Raw genomic sequence first — 21,740 nt, forward strand, 5'->3', positions numbered from 1 at the left:
GTGGGGGGCCGGGGCGGGGTCGGGACGCCGAGGATCGCGCGGATGTGGGCCAGGCCGGCCGTCCGGTTCGAGCCCGTGAGGAAGCCGTAGTGCCGGATGCGGTGGAAGCCGCGCGGCAGGACATGGAGCAGGAAGCGCCGGATGAACTCCTTGGCCGACAGGGTCATGATCCGCGGCCGTCCGGTCTCGTCGCGCCGGTAGTCCTTGACGCGGAAGCTGACGCTCGCGCCGTCGAAGGCGAGGATGCGTCGGCTGGAGATGGCGACGCGGTGGGTGTAGCGCGCCAGATAGGCGAGCACCGCCTTCGGTCCGGCAAACGGCGGCTTGGCGTAGACCACCCAACGCTTCCGCCGTACCGAGGCGAGCGCGCGGGCGAAGGCCCTGGGATCCGAGAGCGGGGCCAGGGTGCCGAAGAAGGCGAGCGTCCCGGCCTGATGGAGGGCGGTGAGCCCTTCGAGGAACAGGCGGCGGAACAGCAGACCCAGGACCCGCACCGGCAGGAGGAAGCCGGGGCGCGCGGCGATCCAGCGGGTCCCGTCCGGGGAGAGGCCGCCGCCGGGGACGATCATGTGGACGTGCGGATGGTGGGTCATGGCCGAGCCCCAGCTGTGGAGCACGGCGGTGAGGCCGATGCGGGCCCCGAGATGCTTCGGGTCGCCGGCGATCCGCATCAGGGTGGTGCTCGCCGCCCGGAACAGCAAGTCGTAGACGGCGGCCTTGTTCTGGAAGGCAATGGCGGCGATCTCGGCCGGCAGGGTGAAGACGACGTGGAAGTAGCCGACCGGGAGGAGGTCGGCCTCGCGCGCGGCGAGCCAGTCGCGGGCCGCCGCGCCCTGGCACCGGGGGCAGTGCCGGTTGCGGCAGGAGTTGTAGGCGATGCGCAGGTGGCCGCACGCGTCGCAGCCCTCGACATGGCCGCCGAGGCTGGCCGTGCGGCAGCGCTCGATCGCAGCCATCACCTTCAGCGTGTCCAGGCTCAGATGGCCGGCCTGATCAACGCGATAGGCTGGGCCGGCGGCGCAGAAGACGTCGGCCAGTTCGATCGCGGCGACCGTCGCGGCGGGCATCGTCTCAGCCCGGCGCTGGCCCCTGTCTATGGAACAGGGCGAGCCTGTCGAGCGGGCTCGTCACGGCCCGCACCGTCCGGGTGGCGACCTTGGCGTAGAGGGCGGTCGTGTCGAGCCGGCTGTGCCCGAGCAGGACTTGGATGACGCGGATGTCGACGCCGTCCTCCAGGAGGTGGGTGGCGAAGGAATGGCGCAGGGTATGGGGACCGACGCGCTTGGGGATCCCGGCCGCGCGCGCCGCCTCCACGACGACGCGGTGAAGCTGGCGCGTGCTGATCGGCCGTATCTGGTCCTGCCCGGGGAACAGCCAGCCCTGGCGCTGCAGGATGCCCTGCCGGTATCCCTCGACCCACCATCGCCTCAGCAGGTCCAGAAGATCGGCCGACAGCAGGGCGTTGCGGTCGCGCTCGCCCTTGCCGCGCTCGATCCGCAGGAGCATGCGGGTCGAGTCGATATCGCCGACCCTGAGCGCGGCGACTTCGGCCACGCGCAGTCCGGCGCCGTAGGCAACCGACAGGGCGGCGAGGTGCTTCAGGCAGACCGTGGCATCGAGCAGGCGCCCGACCTCGTCGGCGCTCAGCACGTCGGGCAGCGCGCGGGGATGCCGAAGGCGGACCAGCCTGCGGGCGAGATCGGGGCGGTTGAGCGTCTGGACGAAGAAGAAGCGCAGGGCGGAGACGATGGCGTTCATGGTCGGCACGCCGAGGCCGAGTTCCTGCTGGGCGATCTGAAAGCGGCGCAGGTCGTCGCCGGTCGCGGTATCGGGCGATCGCCGCAGGAAGGCGGCCAGCCGCCCGACGTCGCGGATGTAATTGCGCTGCGTCTCCCGAGAGAACCGGCGCAGGGTCATGTCGTCGATCAGGCGCTGGCGCAACGAGCCGCCGGCAGCGGCGGGAACGGCGAGGACGGTCATGGGACGGCTCCGCTCGAAGGAAGGGAGCCGGGATCGTCCGCCCGGACCGGGCGGTCCTCAATCGGCGCTCGGCGTTCGAGTCAATCCACCGACGTCGACGCTGCCACCCATCCCGCGCGAGCGGGTTCGTTCATCCAGCCATCTGAGACGTTCAGGCGGGCGCTTCGTGGTGGCAGTTGCTGGCCGAAAGCGGCTGGTCCGCTCCTGAGGTCGGGTGCTGGGAAAGCAGACGATCTCATGCCGACCGAGACTGGGTGAAAACGCGGTCCCCGTGCGGCTCGTGGTAAGAGCGACGACAAACCTTACGAGCGGACTATGATGACGGCGCCCTGCCTTTTGTCCCGAACCGAGTTCTCAGCCTGCTTCACCGCTCCGATGCGGAACGTGACGGCAACCGCTGACGCAGGCGTCGATGTCTGGTCGTACGTCGAATCGATCGAGCTGCCGCTGGGACGTGTCACGGAGCTTCTCGACGTCACCGACGTCTATCGCGACGCAGCCGACCGGTACGATCAGGTTCTGATCGGTACGAACGTGAACAACCTCTTACTTGTCGTGATCGTGGATATCCTACGTTGCACCGTGCACGGTCATTATTTCCTCGACTTGGCAGACGTGTACGGCATAGCCTAAACCTGAAGACGGTAACATCAGCGCCTGATTTAACTAAGGCAAATCAGCTAGCCTGCTATGCGCATCTAACCGGACATTGGGTAGGCATTCGATCCCTCACCGTCCCAACTTCATCGGCATCAAGCTGTTAGGGGCGATCTCCGGCATCTTCGCTATCTGGTCGAACGGCACGACCGCCATCACGTGGCCGTCCGGCATCTTGACGATGTTGAACTGCTTGCCAGTAGCTTTGTCAGTCGCGATCGCGACCATGAGCTGCATCGGCTCGAACGGCGTGACGACGAAGTCGTGACCCCAAGCGCCGACAAGCCCCGACAGGGACGCCGTGGCCAGGCCCGTACCGGCGAGGAGAGCGACAGCCGGCAGAATTGCGCGCATCATGAAGGATCGCCTCCGGTTCCATCGAGGAAACTTCGCGGGTCCGGACCGAAGGGTTACGGGGCTGGGTCATCCTGCGCGTCGCCGCCCGCACCGTAACGGAAGGCCTGCGGCGAACGAAAGTCCGGCTGGACGGAGAGGAATCCCGATGGCGTCGTTTGCGATCCGACCAAAACGGCGCGCTTGGGTGCCCCTGATCAGGACGCAAGCGCGATGAGTTCCGGTCCTGGCACCGCGCCTGACGGGCGGCGCAGCGGCGTGCGTTGGGTGACCTTCGGACTCGTTCGCGGGGTGTTGCACGCGTCCCGGACCACCGCTCGGATCGCCGCCACGCTGGTCCTGGCGGCCCTCGGCATCCTGTTCCTGAACTACGTCGTACTCTCCACCGATAAGGCGCACGCCTATCGCAACCTCGACCCGGGGCTGACCGAATGCCGTGACGGGCTCGCGACTGGGTGGACGATCCTGGCCGATACAGGGCGCGAGACCCTGCGGGCGGCGATGCCGTCCGACGGCGACGGTTGGGTCGATGCCAGCAACGACGAGGGCGCGGTGATCGCGACAGATGCGCGTTGGGCGACCCGGCTGCGCTGCGCCCTGCAGCGCCACATCGTCCCGGCCCGCGAGTCCGGTGGGAGCGACCTCGCCTTCCATCTCGGCTTCATCGAGTTCCAGGAGGACGGCGAACCTTATGCGCTGGTCTCCCGCGAGGGTGCGAGCGACACGGCCATCGACAGCGCGATGCTCCGCCACGCCATGGATAACGAGATGCGGGCCAAGGGTATGCCGGCCACGATGGTCAAGCCCGTCATCACCCAGCTCGACGCCCTGAAAAAGCATCTTTCGACCGGGTCGCATTACGTGATCGCGTTCGTCCACGGCTGGCGGCACGACGCGCGGATCGGCGACGGCAACGTGGCGGACCTGCGCCTCTACGCGGCCCACGCCGCCCGTTTTCTCGCGCAGCGTTGCCCCAGCGACCCGAGCGTCTGCGACATGGACGTCACGGCGATCTATATCGGCTGGCGCGGGGCGCGAGTCGACGAGCGCGGCCTGCGGCGGTGGTTCGGCGACGCGATCGGCGGCTTCTTCGGAAATCTCTCGGCCGGCGCTACCTTGTTCGACCGGAAGCCGGTGAGCGAGGCCATCGCGCCCGCGGCGATCTCGGCGCTCCGCACGATCGAGACGACACTCAGCGCGCCGGGCGCGCACAACAAGCTGATCGTCGCCGGGCACAGCCTCGGTGGCAACATGCTTGCGAGCGGGCTCAAGGACGACATGGTCAAGGCGGTGCACCGCCATCGGTTCGGAGAAACGCTACTGCCGGTGCTGGGCAATCTCGTGGTCCTGATCAACCCCGCCTCCGAAGCGAGTAAATGGACTGCGATCCAGCGCGAGGTCTGGTTGAAGCTGGCCGACCATGCCGACGCCCAAACGCCGGCTGCCGAGGTCGCGCGCGACGACGGCTACTTTCCGGCCGACCAGCGACCGGTCCTGATGTCGGTGACCGCGGCTCTGGCCTTCCCGGCCGGTGGCCTGCGGCCTGGGGATTGCGCGTGGATCGGCCTCGATATCGATGACGCCTTCGCCGCCGCCCGCCGGAAGATCCGGAGCCGGCTCTCGGCGACGGACAGCATGTTCGATGCGGGCGTCGACTATGATTGGGCGACACACGACCTGTTCCCGACCTTCAAGTTCGATTTCCGCCCGGCAGCGAGCTTCCTCGACCGCGTGGCGGCGCGGTTCGAAGGCCGCCAGCCCCGAGGCGAGAGTTGCACCCCGCCCGCGCCCGTCGACCTCGTAGCCGGATCGCTGACCCTGCCGCTGCGCGCCCTGTCGCTGCTGGCCGCGACCTTCCCGTTCCAGAACACCGCCCGGGAGGATTCGCACACCATCGGCAACCTCGACCCGCCGCGGCCGGCAGCCGGCGTGCTCGCCGATGCCCAACCCTCGGCCGCGCCGTTCGGTACGACCCACGAGCTACTCGGGCTCGATGCTTCCGGCCTCGAACGGCACCACCCCTACGCGACGCTCGCCGACGCCGCCCTCGACTGCCCGCGCTCCGACCATTGGCTGACCCGGGGTCGGCTGGCGCGCGCCGACCGACGCGGCAACTTCTGGGACAGCGCCGACCTCGCACCCGGCCGGCCTGGCGAGCACGGCCCCGCCGCGCGCTTCCTGCACGGCCTTCAGTTGACCGGCATGGCGCCGATCACGCGCGCCAACGACCCGTTCTGGAACGTCCGCGCTTTCGACAACGCGCTCTCGCGCCACGACGGCTACCGACTGTCTTCGTTCATCTGTGCGCTGAACCAGCTCGTCATGGACGACATCACCGATGCGCCGACTTTGATGAATGATCACCGTGACACGCAAATCCCATAGAGCCTATTCCGAACATTTGCCCCCAGCCGTCTGCCCCGAAGCGGACCAGCAGTATTCACCCGTCTCAGAAACTCAGGCGAGCGCTGCGTGTTGACCGTTGCTGGCCGTAAGGTGGCGGTCCGTTTCCGACGTTAAAACCGGAAAGGCAGACCTTTCCCGTGGCTGAAGTAGTTGCTCTTGAGGGAGGCTGCGCGGTCCTTCTACCTGTTTGAAGGTCTACTTCGAATCGAGGTGTGCACGCTCGGCGATCAACCACAACCTGCTCAACAAGCACACAGCGGCTATCGCCGTGACCCCCGCGATCAAGGTCACCAACATCATCCTGCTGTTGCTGCTCGTCAAACTTTAGATACCATCTTGTGATAGCCGACCAAATTATACGCTTTAGGTTATGCGCTTTATAGTATCAAAGTTCCGCGCTAAATAAAATTAGAGTATTGGGCTGCCCTTTGGAAATCGGGCGGCCTTTTGCAATGCGGAGCGAGTTTGAACGGGTCTGAGAAGGGCAGCCGGCGAATCAGAAATGCGTTCGGAGCATTCGCCGCCTAGCCGCCTGGAAGAGCTGCTGGCTGAGGAAATCTGCGTAACGACGCGTTCACGCAGGTACGCGACGCCCATCCCACCGGTCCGAACGCCATCGTCCCAGTATTGCTTGGAGGCGGGAGCGGCGGAAGCCAGCGCGGGGGATGCAACGATGAGGATCAGGAGGGTGAAGCGAATCACTCGGTTGTCCTTGGATGGATCGGAAACGCGGGTGCGATGCTTGGGAAGGTCGTCGGAGACCGCCATGCGACCTCATGTGGAACGGCCACCTACGCCCATCGCCACAAATCGGGCATGCCTTGCCTCCAGGTCGGCAAGGTCGTGGGGGTCGGCGACGTCGCGCCTGGCCGCAGCGAGGACGAGGTCGGCGTGGCGGGCGAGCTCGGCGGTCCGGTCCGTCAGCCGCTCGACCTCGGCGACGCGGGTGAGCACGTCGAGCATACGGACCAGGACGTGCACAGAGCCGGCGGCGTTCTGGCGGATCATGTGGAACATGGCGTCACACAGGCCGTCGTAGTCGGTCACCGGCACAACGAGCACGACCTCGCCCTCGCGCACGACCGCCCCGGTGGGCAGGTGACGCGACGCCACGCGGCACAGGGCATCGCCGAGGTGGTCGACGACGCTACCGGCCGTGAACGGGTCGTTGATGCCGGGCGAGAGCGCGCGGACCGCGATCTCGACCAGTTGCCGGATCGAGTATTCGAGGTCCTGGAGGGCGGCCGGGCGGCGACCGAAGGTCAAGGCCCCGCGAATGGCCTCGCCGGCCTCCGCGACGCCGGCGGAGACATAGGCGATCGGGAAACCGCTCGGCACGTAGTCGCCGGGCCGGATCCTCAATGCGACGACGACGCCATGCGCGTGCGCCCAATCCGCCAACCCGTCCTTGTCGAGCGCCTGAAGGTATCCGCTCCCGCTCACGGCCACCCCGCCCCCCTCCGGCAGTCGGGCGGGAGGCGTCATTCCCGCCCTGTCTTGGGTGCGCGCCTCGACGGCCGCACACAGGTCGCGATGGACCGCGTCGACCACGGTCTCGACGTTGATGCTGATGGCGATGTGGTGAACGAACCAGACCAGGGTAGCGAGCGACAGCAGAGCGAGCGCGATAGCCCCGGTGATCGCGAGATGTGGGACGAACGGACTCTCCTGCACAGTACGCACCGTCCGCAGGACCATCAGCGCGTAGGCGAAGGTGCCGAGGAAGATCCCGAGGACGACCTGGTTGCGGGCGTCCCGCGTGAAGTTGCGCAGCAGACGCGGGCCCATCTGACCGGAGGCGAGCGTAAGGGCCGCGATGGTGATGGAGAAGGTCGTGCCGGCCACCCCGATGGTCGAGGACGCCACGGCGCTCAGGAGCGCGCGCGCACCTTCTGCGCCGCCGGAATAGCCCCAGTTCTGGTCGGGCGATGAGGCTTCGTAGCCTGCGATGTGGGCCGTCTCCAGCCAGACTCCGATCTGGGCCAGCAGCAGGCATCCGAGAACGATCAGGGCAGGCTTGAGCCAGAACAGGTCGCCCAGGAACTCGATCCAGGCCTGGAGACGCGCCTTCATGCCCGATCCTCCTCGCGACGAACCGTCTCGCCATCATCGCGGAGCACTCGATCCTTCCGGAGAACCTCCCAGCGCGCACGCGGCGGACTTCTGCCGGCCGGCCAGCCCTCGCGCTGGCGGGTGCGGTCGCCGTCCGCCTCCTCGGTCTGGTCGTGCAGAAGGATCTGGCTCGTCGGGTAGGGCAGGTCGATGCCGGCGGCGGTGAGCGCGTCCTTCACGTTCGAGATGGCGTGGTCGAGCGCGTCCACCGCGTCGCGCCGCCGGGGCGGGTCGATCCAGAAGCGCGCCGTCATGTCGACGCCGGCGGCGCCCAGGCCCGTGACCAGCGCCTCGGGCGGCGGGTCAACGAGAACGCCCTTGGTCCCCTGTAAAGCCTCGACGATAACGCGGCGGGCCTCCTTCATGTCGTCACCGTTTCCGATGGTGAGCGGGAAGGCGAGCCGACGCTTGTCGTGGGCGGTGATGATCGTGATCTTGTCGACGAACAGTGTCGCGTTTGGGATCAGGATGCGCTGGTTGTCGTAGGTGCGCAGAACCGTCGCCCGTACCCAAACGTCCTCGACCGTGCCTTCGTGCGAGCCCGCCCGGATCTGGTCGCCGATCACGAACGGACGGGTCAGCAGGATGAGGATGCCAGCCAGCAGGTTCTGGAGCACGTCGCGGAAAGCGAAGCCGATGGCGACGCCGCCGATGCCGAGCAGGTTGAACAGGTCCGCGGCCGAGACGGAGGGAAAAGCCACCGAGGCCGCAACTAGGAACGAGACCAGGATCGTCATGCCGCCGGCGATCCGCCCGAGCACGGCGGCGGAACCGGGCGAGGCCTGCCGCAGCTCCGCCGCCCTGCGAACGGCGGCGCGAACGCCGCGGGCGACCAGGAGGCCCAGGCCGAACAGGACGAGGGCGATGACGAGCCCCGGCACGAGGGCGGCGGCCGAGCGGCCCAGTCCTTCGAGGCGCCCGATCGCTTCCGAGAAGATCATACGGTGTCCCGATTCATAACAAAGCCGCCGGTGGCGGGCGTGCCAGCCGGCGGCGCTTCATCGATGATCCGCGGGGGACAGCCCCCACGGATCGCGGTCGGGCCGGGTCAGCGACGCGGGCCGCCAGTCGTTCCGCCATATTGCTGCCCGCGGGCGCCGCGCGAGGGCATGCTCGCGTTGCCGCGGCTGGCCGAACCCTGCCGCATGCGGTGGCGCCGGTGCATACGCACCTGGACAAGGTCGGCGTTCGTCGAGGTTGCAACGCCGGTTGCGTTCACCGGCAGCGCTGCCGAGGGCAGAGTCGAAGCGCCGAGACCGAGACCGGCCAGGAGCGCCGAGGCGAGAATGGTGTGCTTCATGGTCGTCTCTCCTTCGTTGGTCGCGATCACTTCTTCATCTTCGAGTAAGAGAACGTCGGCGCGTTCTTCAGGGTATCCTTGTCGGTATCGGCGTAAACCGCCCACTTGCCGTCCTTGTCATGGATGGCGAGAGTCGACGGGTCGAGCACCACGTAGCTCTCTCCCATGCCGAGGAAGCCGCCCACGCTGACGACCACGCCGGTCAGGGTCTTGCCGTTCTCGATCACGAGATCCTCGACCTCGCCGACCGTCTCCTTCTTGTTATTGTAGACGGTCGCGCCGACGAGCTTGGACGACATTACGTCGGCCGGCTTCACGGTCACGTACTTGAGCTTCACCGTCGCGGTGTCGGCCATCTTCATCCCCATGTCAGAGGAAGAGCTCATGCCTGTAGTCGGAGTAGCGGGCGTCGTCTGGGCGAGCGCCGGAACCGAGAGGCAAGCGAGCGCAATGGCGGCGGTGATGTTGCGATAAGACAAGACGTTCTCCGAGTGAAGGCTTTGAAGGTGCAGATTGGGATGCCCGACCACAGGGCCTGGCATGTACCCATCCAGACTGCACGGTTCGGGGCCACAACGTCTTCGTTCAGGAAACGTTCAGAAAAATCGTCGCCCACCACATGAACATTTTGTAAGTCGCCGACCCAACACGGATCGATAAACGGGCTTGACGATGCGGGTCTTACCCACCGATCCGTAGTACACCGCCGTGATGCGCTGCATGAACGAAAATTAATCCCGGGCTATGGCAGCATCATAGATAACTTTCTTGTGATTATTACGGCGAAACTGGACACAGCAACGTCCCGTAACGTCGTCACGAGCCTCGATGATCGGGCCGTGACGACGTAAAAGGGATTTTCGATGATGCGTACCACCCTGACCGCCGCCTTCCTCGCCGTAGGCGTGGCCATTGCGGCTCCGGCCCTCGCCGAGACCTCCCCGATGGTCGGTGGCGCGCCGATGATGGCCGACAAAACCATCGTGGAGAACGCCTCCAAGGCCAGCAATCTGACGACCCTCGTCGCCGCCGTGAAGGCCGCCGGGCTCGCCGACACCTTGAGCGGTAAGGGCCCGTTCACGGTGTTCGCGCCGACGAACGACGCCTTCAAGAAGCTGCCGGCCGGCACGGTCGACTCGCTCCTGAAGCCCGACATGAAGAAGACGCTGACGGCCGTGCTCACCTACCACGTCGTGCCGGGCAAGCTCGACGCCAAGGAGTTGAAGGCCAAGGCGAAGATGGGCGGCGAAGCCGCGAACCTGAAGACGGTCGAGGGCCAAGTGTTGACCGTGAAGATGGACGGCGACCGGCTTGCGCTGATCGACCAGAAGGGCGGCGGCGCCTTCGTGGAGCAGGCCGACGTGAACCAGTCGAACGGCGTCGTGCACGTCATCGACAGCGTCCTGATGCCGAAGTAACCCGTCGTTACGGACGGCCCGCCTCCTTTTCGGGGGTGGGCCGTCTCTCCCGAATGCACCATCGCCGAGGAACATTCGAACTTGGCCATTCATTGGAATGGTCATGAGGTTCCTCACGACGTTCCTGGCGGCGATGGCCATCTCTACGGCCCTGCTGGTCGGCGCAGCTTTCTGGATCGGCGCTCCTCACCAGGGGATGCAATCGACGGGACTGACCGCGGCCACTGTCCTCGGCACCGACGGCATGGCACCGATAGCCCGCCCGTCGGATCAGGGTGCGGTCGCGTCCGAGGATGCCATAATCGGCGTCGCGGTTGGCGACCAAGGCTAGGTTCAGTCCGCGAGCCCTCAAGGTCGAGTCTCGCCACGTCCGGAGGCTCCCGTTATCTCGATCTTCGACCTCGCCGCCCTGCTGCTGACCCTCTCGGCCCTGTTCGGCTGGGTCAACCGCCGCTTCCTTCGGATGCCGCACACCATTGGCCTGCTCGTGATGGGGCTGCTCGCGTCGCTCGCCCTCGTCGGCCTCGACCTCGCCTTCCCGGCCCAGCACCTCTACGCGGATCTGACTCAAGTGCTCGACCAGGTCGACTTCACCGACGTGGTGATGAATGGCATGCTGGCCTTCCTGCTGTTCGCCGGCGCCATGGGCCTCGACCTGCGGGCTCTTCGAGACCGCGCCCTGGCGGTGGCAACCCTCGCCCTCCTCGGCACGCTGATCTCCACCGTTCTGGTCGGGGGCGTCTTCTGGACCGCCGCCCAGGCGTTGGGCAATCCCATGCCCTTCACCTGGGCGCTGGTATTCGGGGCGCTCATCAGCCCGACCGATCCGGTCGCCGTGCTGGCCACCCTCAAGAACGTGCAGGTCCCCGAGGCCCTTGAGATCGAGATGCAGGGGGAGGCCCTATTCAACGACGGCATCGGCATCGTACTTTTTACGGTACTCGTGGCCTTCGCCTCCGAATCGGGCGGAGAGGCGACCGGCGTGGGCGACGTCGCGACGCTCCTCCTGCACGAGGCCGGGGGCGGCCTGGTCCTCGGCGTCGTGACCGGCTACGTCGCCTACCGCGCGATGCGGGCCATCGACGACTTCCCGGTCGAGGTGCTGATCACCCTCGCGCTCGTTTCCGGCACCTACGCGCTCGCCCAGAAGCTCGGCGCCAGCGGGCCGCTCGCCGTGGTCGCAGCCGGACTGCTGATCGGCGAGCGCGCCCCGCGGCATGCGATGAGCGACAACACCCAGAAGTACGTCTCCGCCCTTTGGACCTTGATCGACGAGGTCCTCAACTCGGTGCTGTTTTTGCTGATCGGGCTGGAGGTCCTCGTGCTCCGGTTCCAGGTCTCGGGCCTGACGCTGGCTGCCTGCGCCGTCCCTGTCGTGCTGCTCGCTCGCCTCGTCGCCGTGACGGCCCCGGTGCTGCTCTTCCGCTGGGGCGGCAACCTCTGCCTCAGCAACGTCCCGTTCCTGACCTGGGCGGGTGTACGAGGCGGCATCTCGGTGGCACTTGCGCTCTCCATCCCGGAGAGCGATGCCAAGCCGGCCATCCTGGCGGCGACCTACGCCGTGGTGCTGTTCACCATAATCGTACAGGGCTCGACACTCAGCATGGTCGCGCGGCGGACGCTTTGATCGGAAGTCGAGGTCCCGCGGGTAAAGGCTCTCACCGCGCCCATCCGGCCGTGACGCCGCGGTGACGTAAATTCGGCACATCCGGTCGAATGCGCCTATGGACGAACGTCACGGCAATTCTCTGATGAAGGACACCCTGAGACCTCGCGCCGAACCTCCTTCTGACGGTCTGAGCTGCATCCTCGATGTTCCCTTCGCCGGACCTGACCGCTTTGCCTCGTTCGGCGCGATAGCCGGCCTGCGACCGGTCGGCGCGGCCTGAGTTGCCGAAGGTATCCACCCCGGAGCCGCGCAGTCCCGTTGGAACGCGCGGCTCGGGGGATCCGGATGGACCGAGCAACGAGATGCCATTGAAGGGTCGGTCGATTGCGGGCAAACCTCGCCGCGACCGGTATCGAATCAATCGTGTCATCGAAGGGACCGCAGGCGCGTAATGTTCGGTGGGGGCGATCAGGTCGAAAGACGTAGACGGGCCGAGATGGCCAGCTATGCCGTTCTCGACACGCCTGCCGAGGCCGAGTTCGACGACATCGTGAAGGTCGCGTCCGACGTCTGCGGCATGCCGGTTTCGCTGATCTCGCTCCTCGATGGCGACCGCCAATGGTTCAAGGCCGAGACCGGCTTCGGGCAGCGCGAGACGCCCCTGTCCCAGTCGATCTGCGCCTACGCGGTTCAGCAGGACGACGTCTTCGAGATCGAGGATCTGACCCGGGACGCGCGCACATCGACCAATCCGCTGGTGACCGGTGGCCCTGGGGTACGCTTCTACGCCGGTGCCCCGCTGAGGACGCCCGATGGCGTCGCCCTAGGCGCGCTCTGCGTCCTCGATACCAAGCCGAACAAGCTCACGCCGGCGCAGGCGTTCGTGTTGCGGACGCTGGCGAACCAGGTCGTCACGACCCTGGAGCTACGCCGGTCGCTCCGGCTCCGTAAGGAGAGCGACCGCCGCAACAAGGCCATCTTGGAGAGCGCGGTCGACTACGCCATCGTCTCCTTGGACCTCGACGGCATGGTGACGAGCTGGTCGCCGGGCGCCGAACGCATCCTCGGTTGGAACGAGGACGAGATGCGCGGGAAGCCGGCGCACGTGTTCTTCACCGAGGAGGATGTCGCCACCGGCATTCCCGAACAGGAGATGGCCTCGGCCCTGCTGCACGGGCGCGGCACGGACGAGCGCTGGCACCTGCGCAAGGACGGCAGCCTGTTCTGGGCCAACGGCGAGATGATGCCGCTTCGAGACGAGGACGGTCGGCACGAGGGCTTCCTCAAGATCCTTCGCGACAGGACGACCCAACGGGACGCCGCCGCCAAGGAACAGGCGGACGCCGCATTTATGCGTGGCGTGCTGTCCTCGTCGGCCGACTGCATCAAGGTGCTCGATCCCAGCGCCAGGCTGACCTTCATGAACGAGGGCGGCCTTGCGGTCATGGAGGCCGACGACTTCAACCAGGTCAGGGGCTGCGATTGGACCGGGTTCTGGCACGGGCAGGCTAGGATCGATGCCCAGGCGGCGTTCTGGGCGGCGCTTTCCGGCGGCACCGGCCACTTCCAGGCGCCCGCCGACACCCTCAAGGGCACGCCGAAGTGGTGGGACGTGCAGGTCACACCGATCCGAGGCGCGGACGGTCAGCCCGAGCGGCTGCTGGTGGTCTCCCGCGACATCACCAGGCAACGGGCTTCCGAGCAGTCGATCCTCGACAGCGAGCAGCGTTGGCGCGGCCTCTTCGAGGGCATGCACGAAGGGTTCTTCAGCGGCGAGATCATCCGCGACCATCAGGGCCGACCGTTCGATTACCGCTTCGTGGAGATCAACCCGGCCTTCGCCGCACAGTCCGGTCTACCCGTCGAGACCGTGGGCCGTACGGTTCGCGAGGTCATCCCAGGCATTCCCGACTGGGTGATCGAGACCTACGCACGTGTGGTGGACACCGGTCTGTCCGAGATCTTCGACATCACGGTTCCCGAGCTTCGACGCGTGTTCGAAGTCCGGGCCTACCGCGAGACCGAACGACGTTTCGCCGCGATGTTCATCGACGTCTCCGAGCGCAAACGAACCGACGCCAGGCGCGCGGCCCTCGCCGAGTTGGGGGACCGGCTGCGCAACACGAACGATCCGGCCGAGATCGCACGCATGGCGTCCGAGATCCTCGGTCGGACGCTGAGCCTGTCCCACGCCGGATACGGGGCGGTCGACCATGACGCGGAGACCATCCTCGTCGACCAGGGATGGTCGGCACCGGGTCTGCCGGGCATCGGCGGCGTGCATGGCTTCCGGGACTACGGCTCGTACATCGAGAGCCTGAAGAACGGCCATGTCGTCGTCATCGACGATGTCGGCGGCGACCCCCGGACCGCCTCGGACGCCGGCGCCCTCGCGGCCATCCACGTGCGTTCCCTGCTCAACCTGCCGCTCATGGAACATGGGCGGTTCGTGGCCCTGCTCTATGCCCTCAAGGATGTTCCGTACGCCTGGACGCCGGAGGAGATCAGCTTCGCCAACAATATCGCCGACCGGACCCGTGCGGCCCTGGCGCGGATCGAGGCGGAGGAACGGCAGCGGACGCTGAACCTCGAACTCAGCCATCGCATGAAGAACATGCTGGCAATGGTCCAATCCATCGCCACGCAGACCATGCGCACGGCGACCGACCTGGACACCGCCAAGGAGACCCTGGCCGGTCGCCTGATCGCGCTGAGCAAGTCGCACGACCTACTGCTCGGAGGTTCGATCGGCGCGGCTCCGGTCGGAACCTTGATCGAAAGCGCGTTGCAGACCCACGAGGACAACCCGGGTCGGTTCGTCCTGGAGGGACCGACCTTCACAGTCGGAGCCAGGGCGGCGATGTCGTTGTCGCTGATGTTGCATGAGCTCGCCACAAACGCCGCTAAGTACGGGGCGCTCTCGACGGCGAACGGCCAAGTGTCGATCACCTGGCACCTACGCGATCAGGACGGCGAATCCCATTGCACGTTGCGTTGGTCGGAGGCCGGTGGGCCCGCCGTGGTGCCGCCCACCCGCACTGGCTTCGGAACGAGGCTGATCGGGCGGGGCCTGGCAGGGAATTTTGGAGGAGAGGTCGACCTGTCCTACCCGGCGACCGGCGTCGTCTGCACCATCGACGCGCCCCTCAAGGGACTGCAGGCCGAGGATGCCCCGTCTCTCGGGCATTAGGCTGGCACGAGCCACCTGGGGAGCGATACGTCGGATTCGGTCGCACTGATCGAGGCGAATGGACATACGGCCCGACGAGGGTCTTGGATCCCTCCGTGGCGGTGCGTCGGGTCCGGGTGTTCCAGACCTTTGGCGATCCGCCTTACGTGGCGTGATGGATCGCGTCGACGACCTGGTCGGCGCTATAGGGCTTGGGCACGAACAGACCGTGGTCGGGGATCTCACCGTCGGCGAACCGTTGGCGCCCCGAGGTCACGACGAGGCGGATGTCGGGCCAAGCCTCGTGGACGCGACCAGCGAGGGTCACCCCGCACATCGTGCCCGGCATGTCGACGTCGGTGAACAGCGCGCCGATGTCGGAGCGCTCGTGCAAGATGAACCACGCCTCGTCGGCATGCCGCGCCTCGATGATTTCGAAGCCCGCATCCGCCAGCATCTCGACCGCAAGGAGGCGCACAAGATCGTCGTCCTCGACGACGAGGACGGCCGAGGCTTCCATGGAGCGCTTCGTCGTCATGGTTTTATAACTGAGGTTAAGGCCGATGGTTGCCGGCCCTGGCCGTGACATGGGAGTCTAACGACATCGCCGCTGTCTATTCCCGCCTTCAATCGCGGGGTTCGCCAGGAAGGAAACTCGCATGACTAGGATGACCGTCGTTTGTGCCGGCGAGGCGGGCACGCGGTTTGATCGGGAATACTACGCCACCAAACATCTCGCCCTGGCGTTGAAATGCTGGGGCCGATACGGCCTCGAAGGGGTCGACGCCTTCTATCCGGCCGGGGATGGCGATGGCTGGCTCTCGATTGGCGTCTACCGGTTCCGCGAACCTGGCGACATCGATGTGGCGCTGGCTGCACCGGAGACGGAGCGGGTGATGGCCGACGTGAGGAACTTCACGGATGCGACCATCGTCATGCGCAGCGTTTTCTCCCCTATGACGTGACGAACCGAGCGTCGGATGGCTTCGGCAGACCGTCCCGACGCGGTCTCGGTACCACGACGTTCACCGCCTTTTGCCCGGGAGGCGCGCGGATGCCGAGCACTCCGGCCACCTTGCGCCCGAGGTGCCCGCGGCCGAAGTGCTACCGTATCAGGCGTCGCCGCCGTGGGATGTCTTGCCGACGGTGACTCAGGTCACCGACGGCTGGACCTGCCCTCAATACGACCGCCGTCAACGAACGAAGAGCCGTTCGGGCCTGACCGTGAGGAGGCGCATGCCTCCGAAGGGCCAGGGCGAGAAACCGGGAGAAACCATGCGCCGCCTTGCCCCCCTTCTGCTCGCCTCCGTGCTCCTGGCCGCCCCCGCCCAGGCTGAGCAGGACCTGCTCCTGGGAGCCGACATGGGCTCTGCGGCGATGACGAAGGCCGAGATGACCCGGGCCGACGTCGAGGCGTTGATCGCTAAGGCGGACGGCAAGCCCATCGACCTCTCCGACAAGGCGCTCACCGGGCTCGACCTGTCGGGCCTGAACCTCAGGGGCGCGAACCTGCGCACCGCCCGCCTCAACAAGGCCAACCTGCGTCGTGCCGACCTGACCGGCGCGAACCTGGAGCAGGCCTGGTTCATCAAGGCCGACCTCAGCGGGGCGAAGCTCGTCGGCGCCAAGATGTTCGGAATCACCGCCCGCGACGCGAACCTGAGCGGGGCCGACCTCAGCCGGTCCATGCCCATCGGCGACTTCAGGGGCGCCAACATGGCCGGGGCGACGCTGGTCGATCTCAAGGGCGGCGCCGACATCAAGAACCAGTCCATGGGCCTGATGCGGGCCGTGTTCGTTTCGGTGAACCTCAGAGGCGCCAACCTGAAGGGGGCAAACCTGGGGCGCTCGCGTCTGGAATACGCTGACCTCACCGATGCCGACCTGACCGACGTGGTGCTGATGGGCTCCGACCTATCGGGAGCCAACCTCACCGGCGCGACCGTCGCCGGGGCCGACTTCAAGAACGTCGACGTGAGCGGCGCCCGCCTCGTGTCCCTCAAAGGCCAGGACAGCGCCAAGGACTGGTCGGCCCGCGTGAACGTCGACCGCGCCATCACGCAGGTCTCGAACTGAGCCCTCTCCCACCACCAACCATCCAAGAAGGAAAACCATCCATGAACACTCGCCGCATCCTGCTCGCCGCGTTCGCCGTGGCCCCCATGCTATTCGGCACCGCCGCCGGCGCTGCCGAGATGACCTACACGCCCGCCGCGTTCGAGGCCGCCCAGAAGGCCGGCAAGCCGATCCTGGTGCACATCACCGCTCCGTGGTGCACCACCTGCGCCGCCCAGAAGCCGATCCTGTCGAAGCTTGAGGCCGACCCGAAGTTCAAGGACCTGCAGGTGTTCGACGTCGACTTCGACAGCCGAAAGGACGTGGTCAAGAAGTTCGGCGCGACGATGCAGAGCACACTCATCACCTACAAGGGCGACAAGGAGACCGGGCGCTCGGCCGGTGAGACCAAGCCCGAGGCGATCTCGTCACTCCTCGACAAAGCGATCTGAAGGCTCTCACGGGGTCACGAGCCTGGGCCCGCCTTCCTCCCCGGCAACCTCCCGGTGCCGTCCCCATGCGTCCTGCAGTTGGTGCCGCTGCTCCTCCCGGGCACCCTATCGCGGGAGGTGCCGATACGATGGCGCGACCGGACGGTGGGGGTGGGTAAGGGATTGGAGGCCGGCTTGGGCCTGATCCTCGTCGTGACGGCCCTGGCCATCGCTCTTGGCCGGGACAGGATCATGGAAACGGCCCTCTTCATCGCCTCTTCGGCATGGCTGACGGATTTGAAGACCCGGCCCCGAACGGACGCCGTTCTTGCATTCGAAGGCTTGCCGGCGGGTCTGGCTCCGAAAGCGGTCTTTCCGGGTGGGGGCTCCGGGCCCGGTGCCTCTCGAAGAACCCACGCGGATCGTCGACCGCGTAAGTTCGCTTTCGTTCATCAGGGCGCTCGACGCCCAGTGGCTCGACCGAGGGAGTGCCGCCTCAGCGGCGGCAGCGTCCGGCGGGTCCGCGATACAGTCCGGGCGGGCAGCCGCGCGGTGCGCCGGTGACGGCCCGCCGGATCGCGCCGCGCGGACCGCGGTTCAGGCGGCACTCTCCGAACCCGCCACGATGGGCGCCGAACCCGCACCCGCCACGAACCTGGACAATGGGGGCATCGATGCCCAGCCCGGGACCAGCCATGGGCAGCGCCTGGGCTTGGCCGACGATAAGCAGGGATGTGGCCGCAGCCAGAATAAGACCGGTGAGCTTCATGTTGGGTCCTTGATGTAGGCGAACACGGCGTCTTGCCGAGCCGCGGGGGGGAAGACGTACCTAAACCGGGTTCCCGAGGGTCCCGGTCACTTGGCGCGGCACGGCCGCTCGGTGCGAGTCACCCGTCCGTCGTGGTCGGCGTCGAGCCGTGCGAACCGCTTGGTGGACGTGGCGTCGATCTCCTCCGCGGTAACGAAACCGTCGCCGTCCGCGTCGATGGCCCGGAACCGCCCGGCAGGGTCGTAGGGCCCCTTGCCGGGACGGGCGTCCCACCAGGCCGCCCATTCCGCTCTGCTGACGCGCCCGTCGTGATCGGCATCGGCCCGCATGATCCGGGTGCGGTGCCGGGCGAGGAACGTGGCGAGGTCCACGCCCGCGGCGCCTGCACCCTTCGGCGTATCCGTTCCCGCAGGCGTTTGGGCGGATGCGGACGTAACCGCCAGGAGTGTGCACAGGGTCAGGTAGGCGATAGCCTTCGTCATGATCGCACCTCTCGCGTCACCGGGTCGTCCCGGGACCGCGCCGGATGGCACGGCCCCTAGCCTCGACAGGGTCACCAACGGTGATGCCAACCGTGGTGGCCCCACCCGCGATGGCCCCAGCCGACATGCCGGTAGCCGCCCCAGCGATGCCAGCGAGGACCGCCCCAACCGAACCGTCGCGGTCCGTAGAATGCGGGCCGGAAGGCGTAGGGCCGGTAGAACACCCTCGGTCCGAGGTTGGGCCGGCAGAAGCCGTAGAGCCCGCGGTGGAACCCGAGGCCGCAGCCGTCGCGGGCCTCGGCCGCGCCGGCGGTGGCCAGCGGTGCCGCCAGGCCGGCCGCCAGCAGGGCCGCGGGCAGAAAGCGCTTCAACACGGTCGGCGCGCGTACCGGTTCCTTCGTCATCGCTTCGTCTCCCGATGCGGTGTTTCGACTGCCCGCACCTTGCCGCTGGCCTGTCGCAGGGATTTGCCGGGACACCCCGTTTTCGTCGCAAGCCGTCGCGGGTTCGAAGATTCCGATACATTTCGCGACAGAATCCACCGGGAGGCGGACGCCGCCGCGCGTTAGGGTCAGGAACGAAAGGTTCGGGACATGGACGACGCGCACATCCTGGTGGTGGACGACCATCGCGACATCCGAGATCCGCTCGCCGCCTACCTGAAGAGGCATGAGCTCCGGGTCACCGTCGCCGCGGACGCGGCCGCCGCTCGCGTCGTTCTTGCGGGAAGCGCCATCGACCTGGTGCTGCTCGACGTGATGATGCCGGGCGAGGACGGGTTCTCGCTCTGCCGCCATATCCGGGAAGCCTACGACACGCCCGTCATCCTCCTCACCGCCCTGGCGGAGGGGACCGACCGGATCGTCGGGCTGGAGATCGGGGCCGACGACTACGTCACGAAGCCGTTCGAGCCGCGCGAACTCCTCGCCCGCATCAAGAACCTTCTCCGGCGCACGCGCGCGCTTCCCCGCACCCGGGACGGGGCCGACGGAAGCAAGCTGGCGTTCGACCGCTGGACGCTGGATACCGACCGTCGCGAGCTCGTCGATGACGCCGGCACCCCGGTGGCGCTCAGCACGGCGGAGTTCCGCCTGCTATCGGCGCTGACCCGGCATCCCAGGGTGGTGCTCTCCCGCGACCAACTTCTCGACCTGACCAGTGGCCGGACCGCCGACGCCTTCGACCGCAGCATCGACAACCAGGTCAGCCGCCTCCGGCGCAAGCTGGAGCGCGACCCAGCCAATCCTGGGCTCCTAAAGACCATGTGGGGCGGCGGCTACGTCTTGGCGGCCGAGGTGAGGACGCTGCCTTGAGGCTGGTTCCGCGCTCGCTCGGCGGTCGGCTGGCGCTCCTCCTCGTGCTCGCAGTCGTCTGCGCCCAGGCCGCGGCCTTCGCGATGTTTGCGCACGAGTCCTCGCGGGTCGGCCGTGCGGCGGCCCGGACCCAGGTGGTCGACCGCATCGCCACGTTGGTGCGCCTGCTCGACACCGTCCCGCCCGAGACCGTCCCGAGCGTGGTCGCGGCCTATGGCTCCCCCCGCCACCGCTTCACCATCGATGCCGGGAGCCTCGTGCCCGAGGGCACGACGGGGCCAGACGAAGCGCGGCTCGCGCGGCGGATCGACCGCCGCATGAAGGACGACGCCAGCCAGGCGCGGATCGCCCTGGTCGAGCGGGATGTCGGGGAGGACGCCCCGCAGGGAAGCCTTTCCGACAGACCCCAGGCCCTGCGGGTCTCCGTCCGCTTGGATGACGGGCGCTGGCTCAACGTCGAGGCTCCGCTCGCACTCCGAACACCGCCCTGGATGCGCATCGCGCTCATCCAGGTCTTGGCGAGCGTAATCGCGGTGCTAGCGGTCGTCGCCGTCGCGAGGCGTGGGATCGTCGGTCCGGTGACGGATCTCGCCAGAGCCGCCGAGATGACCGGTCGTGGTGCCTCGTTCGAACCGCTGTCGGAGCGTGGCCCAAGCGAGTTGCGAACCATGACGGCGGCGTTCAACCTGATGCAGGAGCGCTCGCGGACCTATGTCGCCGACCGTACCCGGATGCTGGCAGCCATCAGCCACGACCTGCGCACACCCATCGCGTCGTTGTGGCTCCGGGCCGAGATGGTCGAGGACGGCGATCTGAGGGATGCGATGGTCCGCACGATCTCGGACATGAGGCGGATGGTCGACGCGACCCTGGCGTTCGCCCGGGACGACGCGCTCGCCCAGGACAGCGGCCCGTTGGACCTCGCCGAGATGGTCCGGGCCCTTGCGGACGACCATGTGGTCCTGGGGCGGGACGTGATCGTCGCGTCGCCGACCAGCCTTCCGTTCCATGGCCGGCGAATGGCGCTGCGCCGTGTCCTCGACAACCTCGTCGAGAACGCTGTCCGCTACGGCGGCAGGGCGCGGATCACCCTTGAGCGGGGCGATGACGTTGTCCGGGTCTTCATCGACGACGACGGGCCGGGCATTCCGCCCGACAGGATCGAGGAGATGTTCGCGCCCTTCGCGCGGCTGGAGGGCTCTCGCAGCGCGGACACGGGCGGGACCGGTCTCGGTCTTGCCATCGCACGGTCGGCGATCCGCGCCCATGGCGGCGACGTGGCCTTGGTCAACCGGGCCGCTGGCGGCTTGAGAGCCGAGGTAAGCCTACCGGCCTGAGGACCGGAATGCCGCTGAATGGAGGCCGAGGATGTCTTCCCCATCCCCGGCGTCGCGCGATCATGCAGCCCTGGCGGTCACCTTCGAAGGTGCCGGTCGCAACCTGGTCTTCGAGTTGTGCCTTGATCCTTGAACTTACACGCTGAGCTGCTGAAACGTCCGCTTCGGAGAAGGCGCCGGAGTTGGCTGAACGGCCGAGATGGGCGCAAAGCGGAACGTCCGCTATTGGTATTTACGGGCCTACAATGAACGGACGACGCTTCGACGCGCCGCTGCACGCGTCGAACGCCTGTCGCACCCGCTAAATTCCGTTCACCCTATTCTTAGCAAGCCTACCACCGGCGTACC

The 21,740-nt window shown here is 67.2% G+C and carries 25 protein-coding genes; 13 read left to right on the plus strand and 12 right to left on the minus strand.

Annotated elements, in window-relative coordinates; genetic code table 11:
• Together FV233_RS20300 and FV233_RS20305 are read right to left on the minus strand one after the other, a co-directional pair.
• Positions 1-1,067, minus strand: a 1,067-nt coding sequence (locus FV233_RS20300; protein WP_147898564.1) for an IS91 family transposase, incomplete at its 3' end; no start/stop codon positions are given.
• Between the two features lie 4 nt (positions 1,068-1,071).
• On the minus strand, positions 1,072-1,980 hold the full coding sequence (locus FV233_RS20305) for a tyrosine-type recombinase/integrase (protein ID WP_147898565.1): 909 nt from the start codon (positions 1,978-1,980) through the stop codon (positions 1,072-1,074).
• 315 nt (positions 1,981-2,295) lie between these two features.
• Between FV233_RS20305 and FV233_RS20310 the strand changes: the two genes are divergently transcribed.
• Positions 2,296-2,613 carry a hypothetical protein gene (locus FV233_RS20310; RefSeq protein ID WP_187278179.1) on the plus strand — a complete coding sequence of 106 codons (318 nt, stop codon included), beginning with the start codon at positions 2,296-2,298 and terminating at the stop codon, positions 2,611-2,613.
• Between the two features lie 96 nt (positions 2,614-2,709).
• Here FV233_RS20310 and FV233_RS20315 read toward each other — a convergent pair whose 3' ends face one another.
• On the minus strand, positions 2,710-2,994 hold the full coding sequence (locus FV233_RS20315) for a hypothetical protein (RefSeq protein WP_147898566.1): 285 nt from the start codon (positions 2,992-2,994) through the stop codon (positions 2,710-2,712).
• Positions 2,995-3,204: 210 nt separating this feature from the next.
• Here FV233_RS20315 and FV233_RS20320 point away from each other — a divergent pair, with 210 nt between their 5' ends.
• Positions 3,205-5,376 carry a hypothetical protein gene (locus FV233_RS20320; protein WP_246690042.1) on the plus strand — a complete coding sequence of 724 codons (2,172 nt, stop codon included), beginning with the start codon at positions 3,205-3,207 and terminating at the stop codon, positions 5,374-5,376.
• 208 nt (positions 5,377-5,584) lie between these two features.
• The gene (locus FV233_RS30490; protein ID WP_187278180.1) at positions 5,585-5,725 is read left to right on the plus strand and encodes a hypothetical protein; all 141 of its coding nucleotides are present in this window, start codon (positions 5,585-5,587) and stop codon (positions 5,723-5,725) included.
• Between the two features lie 80 nt (positions 5,726-5,805).
• Here FV233_RS30490 and FV233_RS20325 read toward each other — a convergent pair whose 3' ends face one another.
• The 5 genes from FV233_RS20325 to FV233_RS20345 form a co-directional block, all read right to left on the minus strand.
• Entirely contained in the window at positions 5,806-6,165 is a 360-nt protein-coding gene (locus tag FV233_RS20325) for a hypothetical protein (protein ID WP_147898567.1), read from the minus strand.
• 6 nt (positions 6,166-6,171) lie between these two features.
• Positions 6,172-7,470, minus strand: coding sequence for a DUF2254 domain-containing protein (locus FV233_RS20330; RefSeq protein ID WP_147898568.1), 1,299 nt, complete (start codon positions 7,468-7,470; stop codon positions 6,172-6,174).
• Entirely contained in the window at positions 7,467-8,450 is a 984-nt protein-coding gene (locus FV233_RS20335) for a mechanosensitive ion channel family protein (protein ID WP_147898569.1), read from the minus strand. Before FV233_RS20335 ends, FV233_RS20330 begins: the two co-directional genes overlap by 4 nt.
• 107 nt (positions 8,451-8,557) lie before the next feature.
• Complete coding sequence (locus FV233_RS20340; RefSeq protein WP_147898570.1) at positions 8,558-8,839, minus strand: hypothetical protein; 282 nt, start codon at positions 8,837-8,839, stop codon at positions 8,558-8,560.
• Positions 8,836-9,351 (minus strand): PRC-barrel domain-containing protein, encoded by a 516-nt coding sequence (locus FV233_RS20345; RefSeq protein ID WP_187278181.1) that lies wholly within the window; start codon positions 9,349-9,351, stop codon positions 8,836-8,838. Before FV233_RS20345 ends, FV233_RS20340 begins: the two co-directional genes overlap by 4 nt.
• A 321-nt stretch (positions 9,352-9,672) precedes the next feature.
• Here FV233_RS20345 and FV233_RS20350 point away from each other — a divergent pair, with 321 nt between their 5' ends.
• The 5 genes from FV233_RS20350 (at position 9,673) to FV233_RS20365 (ending at position 15,026) form a co-directional block, all read left to right on the plus strand.
• Positions 9,673-10,227, plus strand: a complete 555-nt coding sequence (locus FV233_RS20350) for a fasciclin domain-containing protein (protein WP_246690043.1) — start codon at positions 9,673-9,675, stop codon at positions 10,225-10,227.
• Between the two features lie 103 nt (positions 10,228-10,330).
• A complete protein-coding gene (locus FV233_RS20355; RefSeq protein WP_147898571.1) occupies positions 10,331-10,558 on the plus strand; it encodes a hypothetical protein in 228 nt (75 codons plus the stop codon).
• 54 nt (positions 10,559-10,612) lie between these two features.
• The gene (locus tag FV233_RS20360; RefSeq protein WP_147898572.1) at positions 10,613-11,854 is read left to right on the plus strand and encodes a sodium:proton antiporter; all 1,242 of its coding nucleotides are present in this window, start codon (positions 10,613-10,615) and stop codon (positions 11,852-11,854) included.
• 97 nt (positions 11,855-11,951) lie between these two features.
• On the plus strand, positions 11,952-12,116 hold the full coding sequence (locus FV233_RS30495; protein WP_187278182.1) for a hypothetical protein: 165 nt from the start codon (positions 11,952-11,954) through the stop codon (positions 12,114-12,116).
• A 216-nt stretch (positions 12,117-12,332) separates the two neighbouring features.
• The gene (locus tag FV233_RS20365; RefSeq protein ID WP_246690045.1) at positions 12,333-15,026 is read left to right on the plus strand and encodes a PAS domain-containing protein; all 2,694 of its coding nucleotides are present in this window, start codon (positions 12,333-12,335) and stop codon (positions 15,024-15,026) included.
• Positions 15,027-15,168: 142 nt separating this feature from the next.
• On the opposite strand, the gene FV233_RS20370 is transcribed toward FV233_RS20365, so the two are convergent.
• Positions 15,169-15,543 carry a response regulator gene (locus FV233_RS20370; RefSeq protein WP_147898574.1) on the minus strand — a complete coding sequence of 125 codons (375 nt, stop codon included), beginning with the start codon at positions 15,541-15,543 and terminating at the stop codon, positions 15,169-15,171.
• A gap of 121 nt (positions 15,544-15,664) precedes the next feature.
• On the opposite strand from FV233_RS20370, the gene FV233_RS20375 reads away from it, so the two are divergent.
• The 3 genes from FV233_RS20375 (at position 15,665) to FV233_RS20385 (ending at position 17,512) form a co-directional block, all read left to right on the plus strand.
• Complete coding sequence (locus FV233_RS20375; protein ID WP_147898575.1) at positions 15,665-15,970, plus strand: EthD family reductase; 306 nt, start codon at positions 15,665-15,667, stop codon at positions 15,968-15,970.
• A gap of 310 nt (positions 15,971-16,280) precedes the next feature.
• Complete coding sequence (locus tag FV233_RS20380; protein WP_147898576.1) at positions 16,281-17,081, plus strand: pentapeptide repeat-containing protein; 801 nt, start codon at positions 16,281-16,283, stop codon at positions 17,079-17,081.
• Between the two features lie 41 nt (positions 17,082-17,122).
• Positions 17,123-17,512 carry a thioredoxin family protein gene (locus FV233_RS20385; RefSeq protein ID WP_147898577.1) on the plus strand — a complete coding sequence of 130 codons (390 nt, stop codon included), beginning with the start codon at positions 17,123-17,125 and terminating at the stop codon, positions 17,510-17,512.
• A 475-nt stretch (positions 17,513-17,987) separates the two neighbouring features.
• Here FV233_RS20385 and FV233_RS20390 read toward each other — a convergent pair whose 3' ends face one another.
• The 3 genes from FV233_RS20390 to FV233_RS20400 all read right to left on the minus strand — a co-directional run bounded on the left by FV233_RS20390 (position 17,988) and on the right by FV233_RS20400 (position 19,146).
• Positions 17,988-18,260, minus strand: a complete 273-nt coding sequence (locus FV233_RS20390; protein ID WP_147898578.1) for a hypothetical protein — start codon at positions 18,258-18,260, stop codon at positions 17,988-17,990.
• Positions 18,261-18,346: 86 nt separating this feature from the next.
• On the minus strand, positions 18,347-18,742 hold the full coding sequence (locus tag FV233_RS20395; protein ID WP_147898579.1) for an EF-hand domain-containing protein: 396 nt from the start codon (positions 18,740-18,742) through the stop codon (positions 18,347-18,349).
• A gap of 71 nt (positions 18,743-18,813) precedes the next feature.
• Positions 18,814-19,146, minus strand: a complete 333-nt coding sequence (locus FV233_RS20400; protein ID WP_238261560.1) for a hypothetical protein — start codon at positions 19,144-19,146, stop codon at positions 18,814-18,816.
• 189 nt (positions 19,147-19,335) lie between these two features.
• Between FV233_RS20400 and FV233_RS20405 the strand changes: the two genes are divergently transcribed.
• Entirely contained in the window at positions 19,336-20,055 is a 720-nt protein-coding gene (locus tag FV233_RS20405; protein ID WP_147898580.1) for a response regulator, read from the plus strand.
• Positions 20,052-21,392 carry an ATP-binding protein gene (locus FV233_RS20410; RefSeq protein WP_147898581.1) on the plus strand — a complete coding sequence of 447 codons (1,341 nt, stop codon included), beginning with the start codon at positions 20,052-20,054 and terminating at the stop codon, positions 21,390-21,392. Before FV233_RS20405 ends, FV233_RS20410 begins: the two co-directional genes overlap by 4 nt.
• Positions 21,393-21,740 lie beyond the last annotated feature (348 nt).

Origin of the sequence: Methylobacterium sp. WL7 (assembly GCF_008040085.1) — a bacterium.
GTDB classification, from domain to species: Bacteria; Pseudomonadota; Alphaproteobacteria; order Rhizobiales; family Beijerinckiaceae; genus Methylobacterium; species Methylobacterium mesophilicum.